Source organism: Pseudomonas protegens, from assembly GCF_003363755.1.
Lineage (GTDB): Bacteria > Pseudomonadota > Gammaproteobacteria > Pseudomonadales > Pseudomonadaceae > Aquipseudomonas > Aquipseudomonas danubii.
The window spans coordinates 3,674,858-3,695,072 of sequence record NZ_CP031396.1; the positions used below are offsets into that span (position 1 = coordinate 3,674,858).

Sequence of the window (20,215 nt, forward strand, 5' to 3'; positions counted from 1 at the left end):
TTGGCCAGGACCCGGCAACCACCCGCCAGGGGTGGCTGCCAGGAGCCGATCAGCTGTTGTTGTGATCGATCTTGATGGTCGGGTCGCTACCGGCGATCAACGAGTTGATGTTGGCATTGGACCAGTTGTTGCCTTCCAGCTTGATCGTCACGTCGGCGTTGGCCAGGCCCCCGGCGGCGTTGAGCTTGCCTTCGGAACTGACCTGCAGAGTCGAGACCCCGTCCACGGTGGTGATCTTGAGGAAGTTGTCGATGGTGCTGGCGCTCTCGCCCTGCAGCAGATCCCGCAGGTCGATACGGTCACCTTCACTGGCCTTGAAATCCTTGATCACGTCATTGCCGGTATCGCCGGCCTTCCAGACAAAGGTATCGGCACCTGAACCGCCGATCAGGATGTCGTTGCCCTGGCCGCCGATCAGGGTGTCTTTGCCGGTGCCCCCCAGCAGGATGTCATTGCCCTTGCCGCCGTCCAGCGTGTCGTTGCCGCCCTGGCCGAAGAGAATGTCATTGCCGGCGCCGCCCAGCAGGGTGTCGTTGCCGTCATGGCTGCCAGACACATCGAACTCTTTGTAGTGCTCGGTGATGTACTGGTGCACGTTGCTGGTGGTGACCTTGCTCACATCGACCCCGTTCTGCTCGGCCACGTAGGCCTGCATGGCCTGGTAACCCTCGCCGGCGATGCCGTTGAAGCTCACCAGGTCGCCGAACAGGATGTCGTTGCCGTCGCCGCCGCTGACCTTGTCGGCCCCCGGCATGGTGGCTTCGGTGTGACCGATGATCGAATTGGCCAGATCGTTCGGGTCGATGTTGGTCTGCGGCTTGCCATCGCTGTCGTATGGCTTGAGGTCGTTGAGGCTGACGCCGCTATTGATACCGATGGCTTCGACGTTCGACAGGCCGCTGAGCAAGGCAAAGCCGCTGCTGGAGTTGGTGGAGGTGTAGTAATCGGTGCTGCTGCCGGAGCCGGCCAGGTTCGACAGCTCGTAGGTGCCGTCGCCCTGGGCATGCAGGGTGCCCAAGGTTGCAGTATTCCAAGAGCCTTGGCCCCACCAATTGGTGCTGTAGGTCTGAAGCTTGACCGTACCGTTGCTGCTCACGCTGAGAATGTGATCGCTGTCGATGGTTTTGCTGAAGGTATCCCCCAGCTTGTAATTGCTGGTGGTCACCACGTCATCGAGGCGCACGTTGCCGTACAGCGTCGGGTTGGTCTGCTCGCCGCTCTGATAGAAGGTCGGCTGGCCGTCAGTGATGAAGTAGGTCAGGTTCTTGGCATTGGTATTGCCGGTGGCCTGGCTGCTCTGGAAGAAGTTGGCCGTAGTCTTGAACACGTCTTCATAGTTGGTGCCGCCGCCAGAAGCCATCGAATCCAGCACGGCCTTGAGTTGGGCCAGGGCATTCGGATCGTTGAGGTTCACCGCTACCGACTTGTTGACCTGGGTATCGAAGTCGGCAAGGAAGATGTTCACGGTGCCCGAGCCAGCGCTGCCGATGCTGTTCTTCAGGGTATTGAACACCGAGGTCAGGGAGTTCTTGGCCGCGGTGATCGAGGCGCTGCTCATACTGCCCGAGGTGTCCACCATGAAGGCGATGTTGTAGTTGGTGCCCGGGACCACCGTCAGGCCGCCGATGTCGGCGACCACGATGTCGTTGCCGTCGGTACCGATAACGGTATCGTCGTCGGCGGTGGCGACCATCGCGTTGTAGTTTGCCGGGTAGACCTTGACTGGGATCTGCGCCGAAGTGCTGGCAGAACCGCCCAGGGACTCGGTGGAGGTCGAGGTTACGTTGAGGTTGAAGGTGCCGTTGTAGTACGGCGGCGGGGTGACCGTCAGGTTGCCCAGGTTCCAGCCGGTGACGTTGGCTTCGCCGGAGCTCGCGGTGGCGGTGAAGGTATGCCCGGCGCCATCGCTGAGGACGGAGCCTGCAGGAATGCCGCTGATCTTCACGCTCAGGGTTTCCGAACCGTCGGTATCGGTCAGGCCGGTGCTGATCTTCGACAGATGCACGCTGCCGCCTTCGCCGCCTTCGTTGAGCTTGTAGCCGTCGTAGTAACCCTCGCCGTTGGTGCCGTGCAGCTCGGACACCGAAACTCCGGCGTTGGTCAGGTCGGTGACGCCGGTGTAAAGCGGCACGCCGGCGTTGCTCAGGTCTACCGCGGCGCCGCCGTTGACCGAGAGGTTGACGTCGTAGCTGCCCGGACCACTCTGGTTGTGGTGGTAGATATCGATGGTGTAGTAGCCGCTGGTGGTCGGGGTGAAGGTACCGTTTAGGTTACCGCCCGCGCCCCAGGTGGTGCTGGCCACGTTCTTGCCGCCGATGGTCACCAGCAGGCTGTCGTCGCCGGTGCCGGAGAAGGTGTAGGCCTTGCCGGCTTCCAGGTAGATCAGGCCGGAGGTCTTCGATGCGGTGCCCGGGGTGATGTTGCCGTCGGACTGGACGTTGGTCGCCAGGCTGCTGCTGTTGGGCGTGCCGGCGGCGTCGATCACCGATTTCAGGGTGCTGGCGGACGCGCCGTTGCCGTCGGTGCCCAGGCCGCTGAGGCCGGTCCAGACTTCCTTGAGCAGGCCCACCGAGTTGACGTTGTTACCCGCCACGCTCAGGGTCGGGGCATCGGCCACTGGGGTGATGTCGACCGTGACCGTACCGGTGCTGCCCAGGGCCTGGCCGTCAGTTGGCTGGAACTTGATCTGGGCGTAATCGGCCTGTTGGTTGCCTACGCCGCTGCCGCCGTAGCCATTGGTGCCGGATTCGTTGGCGTCCGGGGTGAAGCGCAGTTTGCCGGCATCGATATCGGCCTTGCTGAAGGTCTGGTTGTTGGCCACATCCTTCCAGGTCGAACCGTCCAGGTATTGCAGTTTGCCGTCACCTGGCAGTTGGGTGATTTTCACCCCGAGGTTGGCAGCCGGGCTGTCGACGTCGCTGACGCCGAAGTTGGACCAGGTCAGGGCCAGCGGGCTGTCTTCGCTGCCGGTCACGGCGCCGCCGGTGGCGGTTGGGGCGTCGTTTACCGCCACCACATTGACCGTGGTGGTGGCGACATTGGAGTAGTTGCCGCCGTCGGTCACGGTCACGGTGATGGTCCGTGGCGTGGTGCTCGGGTCTTCACTGTTGTTGGTGAAGGTGATGTTCTTGATCTGTTGCATGTAGTCGGCCAGCGTCGCGTTGCCCGACAGGGTCAGGGTGATCGAGCCGTCCTTGCTGTTGGCATTGATGTTGATGCCGTTGACGTTGTTGCCCAGGTTCAGCGAGTCCCCCGGCTGACGGTTGGTCAGCACGATGGTGGCGCCGGTCAGCATCGTGCTGTCCGGGTCGGTGATGCTCAGGTCGGTGTCGGCGATCGACACGCCAGGGCCCGTGGTGCCTTCGGTGAAAGTGACCTTGTAGTCGGCCCCGGTGGCGCCGCTGGAGTTGTTGGCGTCCAGGTCGATGACCGGTGGCGCATCGTTGTCGATGATCGAGGTGGTGACGCTGTTGTTACTGCCCACCACCAGGTTCTCGAAGTTACCGCCGCTGGCCGAATCGATCTTGACCGTGAAGTTCTCGGTGCCTTCAGTGATCTTGTTGTCAATGGTGGCGACGTTGAAGTTGGCGCTGCTGGCGCCGGCCGGAATCTTCACGGTGTACACGCCGCTGAAGTCCGAACCGTCAGTGGCGGTGCCGCTGTAGCTGATCTTCAGGGTGACTTCGGTCTGCGCCGGATGCGTCAGGCTCACGGTGTAGCTGGCGGTCTGGCCTTCAGTGACCGAAGTGCTGCCGGTGATGCCCACCGAAGTGGTATCCACGGTGTCGGTCACGTTGGTCACCGCTGGTGTGGTGTCCGGCACCAGCTTCTCGAAGTTGCCTCCGGTGGCGCTGGTGATCGAGGCATTGACCTTGCCGGCGTCGATATAGACGTCGTCAGCCGGCGCCGCAACGGTGACGGTACCGGTGGTGTTGCCGGCGGCGATGTTGATCACCGCGCCGTTGCTCAGAGTGACGGTCACCGGAGTACCGGCTGCGTTGGTCAGGGTCGCGGTGTAGATGATCGAACCGCCTTCAGCCACGGTGCCAGTGGCGCTGAGGCTGACACTGGTGGTGTCGACGGAGTCGGTCACGGTGGTGCTGACCGGGGTCTTGTCGGCCACGAGATTTTCGTAGTTGCCGCCGCTGACGTTGGTGATGGAGTTGGTCAGCGGAGTGTGGCCGACCAGTACATCGTTCGGCGCGCTGATGCTCACCGAACCGGTGGTCTCGCCGACCGGGATGGTGATCTTCTCGCCATTGGCCAGGTTCACGGTGACGGGCGAACCGGTCACAGGAGCGCTAACGGTGGCGGTATAAGTGACGTTGCCGCCTTCGGCAGCCGAAGGCGTTGCCTTGAGCGTGACGGTGGAGTTGTCGATGGTGTCAGTCACATCGGTTACGGCTGGCGTGGTGTTTGGCACCAGCTTCTCGAAGTTGCCACCTTCGGCCTTGGTGATAGTGGCCTCAACCTTGCCAGCGTCCTTGTAAACGTCATCGGTTGGCGCCGCGACGGTGGCAGTGCCAGTGGTGGCGCCGGCAGCAATGGTGATTACTGCACCATTACTCAAGGTCACGGTAACCGGAGTGCCTGCAGCATTGCTCAGGGTCGCGGTGTAAACGATGGACCCGCCCTCGGCCACAGTGCCGGTGGCACTGAGACTGACACTGGTGGTGTCGACGGTGTCGGTTACGGTGGTGCTGACCGGGGTCTTGTCAGCCACCAGGTTCTCGTAGTTGCCGCCGCTGACGTTGGTGATGGAGTTGGTCAGCGGAGTGTGGCCGACCAGTACATCGTTCGGCGCGCTGATGCTCACCGAACCGGTGGTCTCGCCGACCGGGATGGTGATCTTCTCACCGTTGGCCAGGTTCACGGTGACGGGCGAACCGGTCACAGGAGCGCTAACGGTGGCGGTATAAGTGACGTTGCCGCCTTCGGCAGCCGAAGGCGTGGCCTTGAGCGTGACGGTGGAGTTGTCGATGGTGTCAGTCACATCGGTTACGGCTGGCGTGGTGTTTGGCACCAGCTTCTCGAAGTTGCCACCTTCGGCCTTGGTGATAGTGGCCTCAACCTTGCCAGCGTCCTTGTAAACGTCATCGGTTGGCGCCGCGACGGTGGCAGTGCCAGTGGTGGCGCCGGCAGCGATGGTGATCACCGCGCCGTTGCTCAGGGTCACGGTGACTGGAGTACCGGCCGCGTTGCTCAGTGTTGCGGTGTAAACGATGGACCCGCCTTCGGCCACGGAGTCGGTGGCCGAAAGGCTCAGGGTGGTGGTGTCTGGCGTATCAGTAACCGAGGTTTCAGCTGGCTTGTCGCTGATTTCCAACTTCTCGTAGTTGCCGCCGTCAGCCTTGGTGATGGTGGCGCTCAGGGAGCTGCCGCCAGCCAGAGCATCATTGGGAGCGGTGAAGTTCACGGTGCCGGAGGATTCACCGACCGGAATAGTGATGGTCTGGCCATTGGACAGGGTCACCACAACCGGCGAGCCGGTCACCGGAGCCGAAACCGACGCGGTGTAAACCACGGTTCCACCTTCGGCGACGCTCGGGGTCGCGGTCAGGCTGACAGTCGACGTATCGATAGTGTCAGTGACATCAGTCACAGCTGGCGCTGGGTTGGTGACCAGGTTCTCGAAGTTGCCGCCATCCGTTTTGGTGATGGTGGCCTCAACCTTGCCAGCGTCTTTGTAGACGTCATCGGCTGGGGCCGCGACGGTGGCGGTGCCGGAAGTGGCGCCAGCGGCAATGGTGATCACCGCGCCGTTGCTCAGGGTCACGGTGACCGGAGTGCCAGCGGCGTTGGTCAGGGTCGCGGTGTAAACGATGGAGCCACCTTCTGCTACCGAGTCAGTAGCACTCAGGCTCAGAGTGGTGGTGTCTGGCGTATCAGTAACCGAGGTTTCAGCCGGTTTGTCGCTGATCTCCAGCTTCTCGTAGTTGCCGCCGTCAGCCTTGGTGATGGTGGTGCTCAAGGAGCTACCGCCAGCCAGGGCATCGTTCGGCGCGGTGAAGTTCACCGTTGCGGAAGACTCGCCCACTGGAATAGTGATGGTCTGTCCGTTGGACAAGGTCACCACGACCGGCGAACCGGTCACCGGAGCCGTAACCGACGCGGTGTAAACCACCGTTCCACCTTCGGCGACGCTTGGAGTGGCAGTCAGGCTGACGGTGGAAGTGTCGATGGTGTCGGCGACATCAGTCACAGCCGGAGCTGGGTTGGTGACCAGGTTTTCGAAGTTGCCACCGTCCGCTTTGGTGATGGTGGCTTCAACCTTGCCAGCGTCTTTGTAGACGTCATCGGCTGGGGCCGCGACGGTAGCGGTGCCGGAAGTGGCACCGGCAGCAATGGTGATCACCGCACCGTTAGACAGGGTCACGGTCACTGGCGTACCAGCGGCATTGGTCAAGGTGGCGGTGTAGATGATCGAACCACCCTCAGCCACAGACTCAGTAGCCGAGAGGCTCAGAGTGGTGGTGTCAGGGGTGTCGGTAACCGAGGTCTCAGCCGGCTTGTCGTTGATCTCCAGCTTCTCGTAGTTACCGCCGTCAGCCTTGGTGATGGTGGTGCTCAGAGAGCTACCGCCGGCCAGAGCGTCGTTCGGTGCAGTGAAGTTCACCGAACCTTGGCTTTCACCGACCGGGATGGTGATGGTCTGACCGTTGGACAGGGTCACTACTACTGGTGAGCCAGTCACTGGCGCGGTGACCGACGCGGTGTAAACCACGATGCCGCCTTCAGCGACGCTTGGCGTAGCAGTCAGCGAAACGGTGCTGATGTCGATGGTATCGGTAACATCAGTCACGGCAGGTGCTGGGTTGGTAACCAGGTTCTCGAAGTTACCGCCGTCCGCTTTGGTGATGGTGGCTTCAACCTTGCCAGCGTCCTTGTAGACGTCATCAGCCGGGGCTGCGACGGTGGCCGTACCCGAGGTAGCGCCGGTAGCGATAGTGATGACTGCACCATTGCTCAGAGTCACAGTAACCGGGGTACCAGCCGCGTTGGTCAGGGTCGCGGTGTAAACGATGGACCCACCTTCTGCTACCGAGTCAGTAGCACTCAGGCTCAGAGTGGTGGTGTCTGGCGTATCAGTAACCGAGGTTTCAGCTGGTTTGTCGCTGATCTCCAGCTTCTCGTAATTACCGCCGTCGGCCTTGGTAATGGTGGTGCTCAGGGAACTGCCGCCCGCCAGAGCGTCGTTGGGTGCGGTGAAGTTCACCGTTGCGGAAGACTCGCCCACTGGAATAGTGATGGTTTGACCGTTGGACAAGGTCACCACAACTGGCGAACCGGTCACTGGCGCAGACACAGACGCGGTGTAAACGACGATGCCGCCCTCGGCGACGCTCGGAGTCGCCGTCAGGGAAACGGTGCTGGTATCGATCGTGTCAGTTACATCGGTGACCGCAGGCGCTGGATTGGTGACCAGGTTCTCGAAGTTACCGCCGTCCGCTTTGGTGATGGTGGCTTCGACTTTGCCGGCGTCTTTGTAGACGTCATCGGCCGGCGCTGCGACGGTGGTGGTGCCGGAAGTGGCACCGGCAGCAATGGTGATCACCGCGCCGTTGCTCAGGGTCACAGTGACCGGAGTACCAGCCGCGTTGGTCAGGGTCGCGGTGTAAACGATGGAGCCGCCTTCTGCTACCGAGTCAGTAGCACTCAGGCTCAGAGTGGTGGTGTCTGGCGTATCAGTAACCGAGGTTTCGGCTGGCTTGTCATTGATCTCCAGCTTCTCGTAGTTACCACCGTCAGCCTTGGTAATGGTGGTGCTCAGGGAACTGCCGCCTGCCAGTGCATCGTTAGGCGCGGTGAAGTTCACGGTGCCGGAGGATTCACCGACTGGAATAGTGATGGTCTGTCCGTTGGACAGGGTCACCACAACTGGCGAACCGGTCACTGGCGCAGACACAGACGCGGTGTAAACGACGATGCCGCCCTCGGCGACGCTTGGCGTAGCGGTCAGCGAAACGGTGCTGGTGTCGATGGTGTCGGTGACATCGGTGACGGCTGGCGCTGGGTTGGTCTCCAGGTTTTCGAAGTTGCCACCGTCTGCTTTGGTGATAGTGACTTCGACCTTACCGGCATCCTTGTAAACATCATCCGCAGGAGCGGCAACGGTTGCAGTCCCCGAAGTAGCGCCAGCGGCGATGGTGATGACGGCACCGTTGGAGAGTGTGACCGTGACCGGCGTACCAGCCGCATTACTCAGTGTCGCGGTATAGACAATGGAGCCGCCTTCAGCCACGGAGTCGGTGGCCGAGAGGCTCAGCGTCGTGGTATCTGGCGTATCGGTAACCGAGGTTTCAGCTGGCTTATCGCTGACCTCCAGCTTCTCGTAGTTACCACCGTCCGCTTTGGTGATGGTGGTGCTCAGAGAGCTACCGCCAGCCAGGGCATCGTTCGGTGCAGTGAAGTTCACCGAACCTTGGCTTTCGCCAACTGGGATGGTGATGGTCTGACCGTTGGACAAGGTCACCACGAGCGGCGAACCGGTAACCGGAGCCGTAACCGACGCGGTGTAAACCACGATGCCGCCTTCAGCGACGCTTGGCGTAGCAGTCAGCGAAACGGTGCTGGTGTCGATGGTATCGGTAACATCAGTCACGGCAGGTGCTGGGTTGGTGACCAGGTTTTCGAAGTTACCACCGTCAGCTTTGGTGATGGTTGCTTCGACTTTACCGGCATCCTTGTAGACGTCGTCGGCTGGCGCCGCAACAGTGGCGGTACCAGTAGTGGCACCGGCTGCGATGGTGATTACCGCGCCATTGCTCAGGGTCACAGTGACCGGAGTACCAGCAGCGTTGGTCAGCGTAGCCGTGTAAACGATGGAGCCACCTTCTGCCACGGAGTCGGTGGCCGACAGGCTCAGCGTCGTTGTGTCCGGGGTATCGGTAACCGAGGTTTCAGCTGGCTTGTCGCTGATCTCCAACTTCTCGTAGTTACCACCGTCCGCCTTGGTAATGGTGGTGCTCAGAGAGCTACCGCCAGCCAGGGCATCGTTCGGCGCGGTGAAGTTCACCGTGGCGGAAGACTCGCCCACTGGAATAGTGATGGTCTGTCCGTTGGACAGAGTCACCACAACCGGCGAGCCGGTCACCGGAGCCGTAACCGACGCGGTGTACACCACGGTGCCGCCTTCAGCGACGCTTGGCGTTGCAGTGAGGGACACGGTACTGGTGTCGATGGTGTCAGTGACGTCGGTTACTGCCGGAGCAGGGTTGGTCTCCAGGTTCTCGAAGTTGCCGCCGTCAGCTTTGGTGATGGTGGCTTCAACCTTGCCAGCGTCCTTGTACACGTCGTCGGCCGGGGCGGCGACGGTCGCGGTGCCGGAAGTGGCGCCAGCGGCGATGGTGATCACCGCGCCATTGCTCAGGGTCACGGTCACCGGAGTACCTGCCGCATTGCTCAGGGTCGCGGTGTAGACGATGGAGCCGCCTTCGGCCACCGAGTCGGTGGCACTCAGGCTCAGGGTGGTGGTGTCCGGAGTGTCGGTGACAGCGGTCTCGGCCGGCTTGTCATTGATCTCCAGTTTTTCGTAGTTGCCACCCTCGGTCTTGGTGATGGTGGTGCTCAGGGAGCTGCCGCCAGCCAGGGCATCGTTAGGCGCGGTGAAGTTCACCGTTGCGGAAGACTCGCCCACCGGAATGGTAATGGTCTGTCCGTTGGACAGGGTCACCACAACCGGAGAGCCGGTCACCGGCGCCGAAACCGACGCGGTGTACACCACGGTGCCGCCTTCGGCGACGCTTGGGGTAGCGGTCAGGCTGATGGTCGAGGTGTCGATGGTGTCAGTGACATCGGTCACCGCTGGAGCCGGGTTGGTCTCCAGGTTCTCGAAGTTGCCGCCGTCAGCCTTGCTGATGGTGACTTCAACCTTGCCGGCGTCCTTATAGACGTCGTCGGCAGGCGCCGCGACAGTGGCGGTGCCAGTCGTGGCGCCAGCGGCGATGGTGATCACCGCGCCGTTGCTCAAGGTTACGGTCACCGGGGTGCCAGCGGCATTGGTCAGGGTAGCGGTGTAGACAATGGAGCCGCCCTCGGCCACGGAGTCGGTGGCCGACAGGCTCAGCGTCGTGGTGTCCGGCGTATCGGTAACACTGGTCTCAGCGGGTTTGTCGTTGATGTCCAGCTTTTCGTAGTTGCCACCGTCCGCTTTGGTGATGGTGGTACTCAGGGAGCTACCGCCAGCCAGGGCGTCATTCGGTGCAGTGAAGTTCGCGCTGCCGGAAGATTCGCCAACCGGAATGGTAATGGTCTGGCCGTTGGATAGGGTGACCACAACCGGAGAGCCGGTAACCGGAGCGGTGACCGATGCGGTATACACCACGGTGCCGCCTTCAGCGACGCTTGGCGTAGCAGTCAGTGAAACGGTACTGGTGTCGATGGTATCGGTGACATCAGTCACCGCTGGAGCTGGGTTGGTGACCAGGTTTTCGAAGTTGCCACCGTCCGTTTTGGTGATGGTGGCTTCGACTTTGCCGGCGTCTTTGTAGACGTCGTCGGCTGGCGCCGCAACAGTGGCGGTGCCAGTCGTGGCGCCAGCGGCGATGGTGATCACAGCACCGTTGCTCAGGGTCACGGTCACCGGAGTTCCGGCAGCGTTGGTCAGAGTGGCGGTGTAGACGATAGAGCCGCCCTCGGCCACAGACTCAGTGGCCGTCAGGCTCAGAGTCGTTGTATCCGGAGTATCGGTAACGCTGGTTTCAGCGGGTTTATCGCTGATTTCCAGTTTCTCGTAGTTGCCGCCATCGGCCTTGGTAATGGTAGTGCTCAGAGAGCTACCGCCAGCCAGGGCGTCATTCGGTGCAGTGAAGTTCACGCTGCCGGAGGACTCGCCCACTGGAATAGTGATGGTCTGGCCGTTGGACAGGGTCACTACCACTGGCGAGCCCGTCACTGGCGCGGTGACCGATGCGGTGTATACCACGATGCCGCCTTCAGCGACGCTCGGGGTTGCGGTCAGGCTAACAGTCGAAGTGTCGATGGTGTCAGTGACATCGGTCACTGCTGGAGCCGGGTTGGTCTCCAGGTTTTCGAAGTTGCCGCCCTCGGCCTTGCTGATGGTGACTTCAACCTTGCCGGCGTCCTTATAGACGTCGTCGGCAGGCGCCGCGACAGTGGCGGTGCCAGTCGTGGCGCCAGCGGCGATGGTGATCACCGCGCCGTTGCTCAAGGTTACGGTCACCGGGGTGCCAGCGGCATTGGTCAGGGTCGCGGTGTAAACGATGGACCCACCTTCGGCCACGGAGTCGGTGGCCGACAGGCTCAGGGTGGTGGTATCTGGCGTATCGGTAACGCTGGTCTCAGCAGGTTTATCGCTGATTTCCAGTTTTTCGTAGTTACCGCCATCGGCCTTGGTGATGGTGGTGCTCAGAGAGCTACCGCCAGCCAGGGCGTCATTCGGCGCGGTGAAGTTCACGCTGCCGGAGGACTCGCCCACTGGAATAGTGATGGTCTGGCCGTTGGACAGGGTCACTACCACTGGCGAGCCAGTCACTGGCGCGGTGACCGATGCGGTGTATACCACGATGCCGCCTTCAGCGACGCTCGGGGTTGCGGTCAGGCTAACAGTCGAAGTGTCGATCGTGTCAGTGACATCAGTCACGGCTGGCGCTGGGTTGGTGACCAGGTTTTCGAAGTTGCCGCCATCGGCTTTGGTGATGGTGACTTCGACTTTGCCGGCATCCTTGTAGACGTCATCGGCCGGTGCCGCCACGGTGGCGGTGCCAGTTGTGGCGCCAGCGGCAATGGTGATCACCGCGCCGTTGCTCAGGGTCACGGTGACGGGAGTGCCAGCAGCATTGGTCAAGGTCGCGGTGTAAACAATCGAGCCGCCCTCAGCCACGGTATCGGTAGCGGTCACGCTAAGGGTGGTGGTGTCCGGTGTGTCGGTGACCGAGGTTTCAGCTGGCTTGTCGTTGATCTCCAGCTTCTCGTAGTTACCACCGTCAGCTTTGGTGATGGTGGTGCTCAGGGAACTGCCGCCTGCCAGTGCATCGTTAGGCGCGGTGAAGTTCACGGTGCCGGAGGATTCGCCCACCGGAATGGTGATGGTCTGGCCATTGGACAGCGTTACTACGACCGGGGAGCCAGTTACTGGGGCGGACACCGAGGCTGTGTACACCACGATGCCGCCTTCGGCGACGCTTGGGGTCGCGGTCAGGCTGACAGTCGACGTATCGATAGTGTCAGTGACATCAGTCACTGCCGGAGCCGGGTTGGTTTCCAGGTTCTCGAAGTTGCCGCCATCGGTCTTGGTGATGGAGACCTCGACCTTGCCGGCGTCCTTGTAGACGTCATCGGCCGGTGCCGCCACGGTGGCGGTGCCAGTTGTGGCGCCTGCGGCAATGGTGATCACCGCGCCGTTGCTCAGGGTCACGGTGACGGGAGTGCCAGCAGCGTTGGTCAGGGTCGCGGTGTAAACAATCGATCCGCCTTCTGCCACGGTATCGGTGGCAGTCACGCTGAGGGTGGTGGTGTCCGGTGTGTCGGTGACCGAGGTTTCAGCTGGCTTGTCGTTGATCTCCAGCTTCTCGTAGTTACCACCGTCAGCTTTGGTGATGGTGGTGCTAAGGGAGCTGCCGCCTGCCAGTGCATCGTTTGGCGCGGTGAAGTTCACGGTGCCAGAGGATTCGCCAACCGGAATAGTGATGGTCTGTCCGTTGGACAGAGTCACTACAACCGGCGAGCCGGTCACCGGAGCCGTAACCGACGCGGTGTAAACCACGATGCCGCCTTCGGCGACGCTCGGGGTGGCGGTCAGGCTGACAGTCGACGTATCGATAGTGTCAGTGACATCAGTCACTGCCGGAGCCGGGTTGGTTTCCAGGTTCTCGAAGTTGCCGCCATCGGTCTTGGTGATGGTGACCTCGACCTTGCCGGCGTCCTTGTACACATCGTCGGCCGGGGCCGCGACGGTGGCGGTGCCGGTGGTGGCACCAGCAGCGATAGTGATGACAGCACCGTTGCTCAGGGTCACGGTGACCGGAGTCCCTGCAGCGTTGGTCAGCGTAGCGGTGTAAACGATGGACCCGCCTTCTGCTACCGAGTCAGTAGCACTCAGGCTCAGAGTAGTGGTGTCCGGTGTGTCGGTGACCGAGGTTTCAGCTGGCTTGTCGTTGATCTCCAGCTTCTCGTAGTTACCACCGTCAGCCTTGGTGATGGTGGTGCTCAGAGAGCTACCGCCAGCCAGGGCGTCATTCGGCGCGGTGAAGTTCACGGTGCCGGAGGATTCACCGACTGGAATAGTGATGGTCTGTCCGTTGGACAGAGTCACCACTACCGGCGAGCCGGTCACCGGAGCCGAAACCGACGCGGTGTAAACCACGATGCCGCCTTCGGCGACGCTCGGAGTGGCAGTCAGGCTGACGGTGGAAGTGTCGATGGTGTCAGTGACATCAGTCACGGCAGGCGCTGGGTTGGTGACCAGGTTTTCGAAGTTACCGCCATCGGTCTTGGTGATGGTGACTTCGACCTTGCCGGCATCCTTATAAACGTCATCGGCCGGTGCCGCCACGGTGGCGGTGCCAGTTGTGGCGCCAGCGGCGATGGTGATCACGGCACCGTTGCTCAGGGTCACGGTGACCGGAGTCCCAGCAGGATTGGTCAGTGTCGCGGTGTAGACGATGGAGCCGCCTTCGGCCACGGTGCCGGTGGCCGACAGGCTCAGGCCGGTATCGTCAATGGTGTCAGTGACTGTGGTCACGGCCTTGTCGGTGCTGGGCACCAGGCTCTCGAAGTTGCCGCCCTCGGCCTTGGTGATGCCGACCTCGATGGTGCTGCCGTTCTTGTAGACATCGTTGGCCGGGGCCGCGACGTCGATCGAACCGCTGGACTTGCCCGCTTCGATGGTGATGACCGAACCGTTGGACAGGGTAATGGTCACCGGCGTCTGCGCCGGGTTGGTCAGGGTGGCGGTGTAGGTGATCTGTCCGCCTTCGGTGACGTTGGCATCGGCTGTCAGGGTGACGGTGGTGGTGTCGATAGTGTCGGTGATCTGGGTCACCGCCGGGGTTGGATTGACGGTCACCAGCAGGCCACCGCCGCCAGCGGTGCCGGTCACGCTCACGCTGATCTGGCCGGGGTCGATGTAGACGTTGTCTTGGGGCGCCAGAGGGACCTGCACGCTGCCAGTGGTTTGGCCCGCACTGATCACGATGACCGCACCATTGGACAGGGTGACGGTCAGGTCGGTCAGCGGTGCCTGGGTCAGAGTGGCGGTATACACCAGCACACCACCGGCTTCGGTGATGGTCGGGGTGGCGCCCAGGGTCAGGGTCGCCGGACGCAGCGAATCACTGCCACTGCCGTTACCATTGGCCAGGCCATTATTGTTGGTCAGCCCGCCAATGGTGTTGTCCTGGGCCGAAGTGGCCAGCCCCAGGCCGGCCGTCGGGAAGCCGATGGTCGGGTCCACCCGGCCAGCGGTTTCCTCAAGCTGGACGAAGCTATGGCCGCCCCCGGCGGCACCGCCCGTACCTGCTGCGGACGGGCCGGCAGCGGTGGCTTCCAGGTCGGTGGTCGGGTCGACACCCGCGGCAATGGCCTGCTGCAGTTCAGCCACCGATGGCGCGGCTTGCGCACTGGCCTGGGCCAGGTCGGTGCTGGAGTCTGGTGCGGCACCGCTCCATTGAGTGTCGCGGCCAAGGTCGAGGGTCCGTCCGTCGGTCAACTCCAGGGTAACGGCACCCGCCGGGCCGGTATCCACCTGGTCACCCACGAACAGGCGGTCGCCTTCGATGAGTACGCGCCGGATTCCTTCCGGGGAAACTACGAAAACCTGACCGACAATGCTTTTGACGATGGCAACAACACTGCTCATTGGGGACTCTCCGGTGTACCGCTCAGTTGACATCCATGTACCGGCTTGGGCGCGGGCCGCAACTCAGTCTGGAGGTACATTGCTGTGTAATTGGGAACGGGTATTTGACAGTATAGTCGTCAATATTTTGGCTAGATTTTTTCGAGATTAACTTTATGCCAAACTATTGACCTTATGGGTGCCATCCTAAACAATCGCCGAATTAATGTCACATTGATATTCGTGCAGTAACCTGACTTGAAGTATGTGAACCAGTTCTTAGTTTGAACTTTCCGACGGACGGTCGTTGTGGTTGCAATCATTCGATGTGGCACCACGTTATGACGTGTTTCTGGACATGCTGTCCGAGGGAAATTCTTACCATGCGTTTTCACCTGTTCAAGGCCCTGCCGTTCGCCTTAGCTGCCAGTTTCGTGCAGGCACAAACACTCCCCGAAGCCATGCAGAAAGCACTGGATGTGCACCCGGAAATTCAAGCCGGGGTAAACAGCCGTCTAGCCGCCGACTATCAACTTAAAGCCGCCAAGGGTGGCTATTTGCCGCGTGTCGATATGCTCGCTGGCTACGGTCGCGAAGGGACCGATAACCCTAGTACTCGTGCGGGTACTGGCAGCAATCACTGGGAAACCCTGAACCGTAGCGAGTCAAGTTTACGTCTCCAGCAGATGGTTTTTGACGGTTTTGCCACGTCCAGCGAAGTGGGGCGTCAACAAGCCACCGTCAACTCTCGGGCTTATTCCCTGCTGGGTACTTCCGAGCGCACCGCGCTGACCGTGGCCCAGGTGTACCTGGATGTGTTGACCCGTCGTCAATTCGTGCAACTGGCAGAAGACAATCTGCGTAATCACGAACGCATCTACGACCAGATCAAACTGCGCACCCAGCGTGGCGTGGGCAGTGGCGCCGACCTTGACCAGGCCGAAGCGCGCATGGCCCAGGCCCGCAACAACCTGATCACCGAGCAGACCAACCTGGCCGACGCCCAGACCAACTACCTGAGTGCGGTAGGGCAGATGCCGGATCAACTGGAACGCCCTGCCAGTTTTATGGCGATGCTGCCGGCCAACCTCGATGAGGCCCGCCGTCAGATGCTGGAAAACAGCCCGATCCTGCGCTCCGCCGAGTCCGACATTGTCGCTGCCGAGAAGCAGTACGACGCCGCCAAATCGGCGTTCTACCCACGCTTCGATGCTGAGCTGGGACGCACCGCCGACAACGACCTCGACGGTCAGAACGGCCACAACAATGAATGGCAGGCCATGTTGCGCATGCGCTTCAACCTGTTCGCCGGCGGCAGTAACAAGGCCGATCTGGAGTCCAAGGCCTACCAGTCCAACCAGGCGCTGGATATCCGCAACAACGCTCTGCGGGTGCTGAACGAAGAGTTGGGCCTGGCCTGGAACGCCTTGAGCAATGCCAACGCTCAGGTGCCGATCGCCCAGCAATATGTCGATCGCAGCACCGCGGTGCGCACGGCCTACCAGAAGCAGTTCAGTCTGGGCGAGCGCACCCTGCTGGACCTGCTCGACAGTGAAAACGAACTGTTCACCGCCTCCCGGCGTTTGGCCGAGATCCAGAACATTCAGTTATTTACTCAGTATCGAATCAAGGCGACCATGGGCGAGTTGCTCAAGAGCCAGGGAGTGGTCGCACCTATGGCTTCGGTCGTGCAGAACGATGCGAAGCCCAAGGTCCAGCTGCCTGGGATGAATTGAGCTACTTTCATCCTATTGCCAGCCAAGAGTGTCCAGCGTGGAATCAGAAGTCAGTCGTGTGCAATTCAGTCATGATCCGCGCGGCATGCATGACGACCCCTTGCTGGATGGGCTGCTGACCCTTTGCTTCCTGCATCAGAAGCCCGCCAGTGCGGCCATGCTGACCACGGGTCTGCCATTGCCGTCACAGCGCTTGAGCGCCGAGCTGCTGCCCCGTGCGGCGGCCCGGGCCGGGCTGCAGGGGCGCGTTTTACGTCGCAAGCTCGAGCAGATTCCGACCATCGCGATGCCCGCCCTGCTATTGCTCAAGGACGGCCGCAGCGCCGTGCTTCTGGGCTGGCAGGGTGAGGACCAGGCACGGCTGCTGCTCAGCGAAAGCGACGGCGGTGAAGTCTGCGTCAATCGCCAGCTACTGGCCGACGACTACAGCGGCCAGGTGTTCTTTGCCCAGCCCCAGCACAAGTTCGACGTCAATCACGGGTCGCTGATTCCCCGGGCCCGCTCCTGGTTCCGCGACACCCTCAAGCGTTCGCGCTGGTTGTATGCCGACGCCATCGCCGCGAGCCTGCTGATCAATATCATCGCCATGGCCGCGCCGCTGTTCGTGATGAATGTCTACGACCGGGTAGTCCCCAACCAGGCCACCTCGACCCTGTGGGTGCTGTCCATTGGCATCATGGGCGCCTACATTTTCGACCTGATCCTCAAGAGTCTGCGCAGCCTGTGCCTGGACCTGGCGGGGAAAAAGACCGACTTGATCATTTCCGCCACGCTGTTCGAGCGCATCGTCGGCATGGCCATGAAGTACCGCCCGGCTCGGGTCGGCAGCTTCGCCCAGAACATCCATGAGTTTCAGAGCCTGCGGGATTTTCTCGCGTCCCTGACCCTCACCAGCCTCATCGACCTGCCGTTCACCCTGCTGATCTTCCTGGTGATCGCCATCTTGGGCGGGCACCTGGTGTGGATTCCGGTGCTGGCGTTCCCCATCGCCCTGGGTATCGGCTACGCCTTGCAGAAGCCCCTGGTGGCGACCATGGAGAAAACCATGGCCCTGGGTGCCGAGCGTCAATCGAGCCTGATCGAAACCCTGGCCGGGCTGGACGCGGTCAAGGTCAACAACGCTGAAAGCGAGCGTCAGTATCAATGGGAGCAGACCATTGGCACCCTCAGCCGCCTGGAACTGCGGGTGAAGATGCTCTCCAGCCTGGCGATGAACATCACCTTGCTGATCCAGCAACTGGCCGGGGTGATCATGATCATCTTCGGCGTGTACCAGATCATCGACGGCAACCTCAGCATGGGCGGGCTGATCGCTTGCTACATGCTCAGCGGCCGGGCCCTGAGCCCGCTGGCTTCGCTGTCCGGCTTGCTGACCCGCTACCAGCAGGCCCGCGTCACCATGACCTCGGTGGACCAGATGATGGAGCTGCCCCAGGAGCGCAATTTCGACGAGCGTCCCCTGAGCCGCAACGTGCTGCAGGGCGCCATCGAATGCCGGCTGTTGAATTTCACCTACCCGGGGCAGCAGAACCCGGCGCTCAAGAACATCAATCTGGTGATCAAGCCAGGCGAGAAGGTCGGCATCATCGGCCGCAGCGGCTCGGGCAAAAGCTCCCTGGCCAAGCTGCTGGTAGGGCTTTACCAGCCCGATTCCGGTGCCTTGCTGGTGGACGGCGTGGACATCCGCCAGATCGATGTCAGCGAGTTGCGCCATAACATTGGCTACGTGCCCCAGGACATCCAGCTGCTGGCCGGTACCCTGCGGGACAACCTGACCTCCGGTGCCCGCTACGTTGAAGACGAGCTGGTGCTGCAAGCCGCCGAACTGGCGGGGGTTCACGAATTCGCCCGGCTGCACCCGCAAGGCTATGAATTGCAGGTGGGTGAACGTGGACAGAACCTGTCCGGTGGCCAGCGTCAGAACGTCGCCCTGGCCCGTGCCCTGTTGCTCAACCCGCAGATCCTGTTGCTCGACGAGCCCACCAGCGCCATGGACAACACCGGTGAAGAACGCCTGAAGCAGCGCCTGGAGTCAGTGGTGCAGAACAAGACCGTGGTCCTGGTTACTCACCGGGCGTCGCTGTTGTCGCTGGTGGATCGGTTGTTGGTGGTGGACCGTGGACAGATCCTGGCCGATGGCCCGAAAGCGGTGGTGATGGAAGCGTTGAAGAAGGGGCAGATCAGTGTTGCTTAAGTCGGGATTCAAGGACTCGATCCGCCGCTATTTTAAAGGCACCGATTCTCTTCAGGGGCAGCCGCTGCCTGAGGTCAACAAGGCCCTGATCGAAGATGCGCCTCGGGTCATTCGCCTGACCATCTGGGGCATCATCGCGTTCTTCCTGTTCCTGGTGCTGTGGGCCAACTTCGCGGTCATCGACGAAGTGACCAAGGGCGAGGGCAAGGCCATTCCGTCGTCCAAGGTGCAGAAGATCCAGAACCTGGAAGGCGGCATTGTCTCCGAGCTGTACGTCAAGGAAGGCCAGGTGGTGGAGGCCGGGGCGCCGCTGATCCGTCTGGATGACACGCGCTTCCAGTCCAACGTCGGTGAGACCGAGACTGTGCGCCTGTCCATGTTGCTGCGGGTCGAGCGCCTGAGCGCCGAGGTCGATGACCGGGCGCTGAATTTCCCCGAGGACGTGCTCAAGGAAGTCCCCGGCCAGGCCGCCAGCGAAAAGTCCCTCTATGAAAGTCGTCGCCAGCAACTGCATGACGAAATCGGCGGCCTTCAGGAACAGCTGATCCAGAAGCAACAGGAGCTGCGCGAGTTCACCTCCAAGCAGGCTCAGTACCGTCAGCAGTTGGGCTTGCAACGCCAGGAAATTGCCATGTCCGAGCCTTTGGTGGCCCAGGGCGCGGTATCACCGGTGGAAGTGCTGCGGCTCAAGCGTGCCGAAGTGGAAACCCGCGGCCAGCTGGACGCCACCACCCTGGCGATTCCTCGTGCCGAATCGGCGATCAAGGAAGTGCAGCGCAAGATCGATGAAACCCGCGGCAAGTTCCGCAGCGAGGCCCTGACCCAGCTCAACGAGGCGCGCACCGAACTGAACAAGGCCAGCGCCACCGGCAAGGCCCTGGAAGACCGGGTCAGCCGGACCCTGGTCACCTCGCCGGTGCGCGGTATCGTCAAGCAACTGATGGTCAACACCATCGGTGGCGTGATCCAGCCGGGCAGCGACATGGTGGAGATCGTGCCCCTGGACGACACCCTGTTGGTGGAAGCCAAGATCCGTCCCCAGGACATCGCGTTCCTGCACCCGGGGCAGGAAGCGATCGTCAAGTTCAGCGCCTATGACTACACCATCTACGGCGGCCTCAAGGCCCGCCTGGAGCAGATCGGTGCCGACACCATCACCGACGAAGACAAGAAAACCACCTATTACATGATCAAGCTGCGCACCGACCGCAGCCATCTGGGCACCGATGAAAAACCGCTGCTGATCATCCCCGGGATGGTCGCATCGGTGGACATCATCACCGGCAAGAAGAGCATCCTCAGCTACCTGCTCAAGCCGATCATCCGCGCCCGCGCTGAAGCCCTGCACGAGCGCTGATCCATGTAAGAAGCGACCTTGCCAGCCTTGTAGGAGCTGGCTTGCCAGCCAAGGGACCCGTGAGAGCGCCTTCGCCGGCAAGCCGGCTCCTACAGTTCGTCTCATCGAGCCGTCGACAGCGCAGCGTCCCC

General features: G+C 61.7%; 4 protein-coding genes. 3 read left to right on the forward strand and 1 reads right to left on the reverse strand.

The window, feature by feature from the left end; all coding sequences use genetic code 11:
• Window positions 1–49: 49 nt before the first annotated feature.
• Window positions 50–14,818, reverse strand: coding sequence for a retention module-containing protein (locus DWF74_RS16650; RefSeq protein ID WP_115581323.1), 14,769 nt, complete (start codon window positions 14,816–14,818; stop codon window positions 50–52).
• 362 nt (window positions 14,819–15,180) lie between these two features.
• On the opposite strand from DWF74_RS16650, the gene DWF74_RS16655 reads away from it, so the two are divergent.
• The 3 genes from DWF74_RS16655 to DWF74_RS16665 are packed head-to-tail and all read left to right on the forward strand — an operon-like array spanning window position 15,181 to window position 20,084.
• Entirely contained in the window at window positions 15,181–16,533 is a 1,353-nt protein-coding gene (locus tag DWF74_RS16655) for a TolC family outer membrane protein (RefSeq protein ID WP_102862542.1), read from the forward strand.
• A gap of 37 nt (window positions 16,534–16,570) precedes the next feature.
• Window positions 16,571–18,727, forward strand: a complete 2,157-nt coding sequence (locus DWF74_RS16660; RefSeq protein WP_102862543.1) for a type I secretion system permease/ATPase — start codon at window positions 16,571–16,573, stop codon at window positions 18,725–18,727.
• The gene (locus DWF74_RS16665; RefSeq protein WP_102862544.1) at window positions 18,717–20,084 is read left to right on the forward strand and encodes an HlyD family type I secretion periplasmic adaptor subunit; all 1,368 of its coding nucleotides are present in this window, start codon (window positions 18,717–18,719) and stop codon (window positions 20,082–20,084) included. The genes DWF74_RS16660 and DWF74_RS16665 overlap by 11 nt, the downstream gene beginning before the upstream one ends.
• Window positions 20,085–20,215 lie beyond the last annotated feature (131 nt).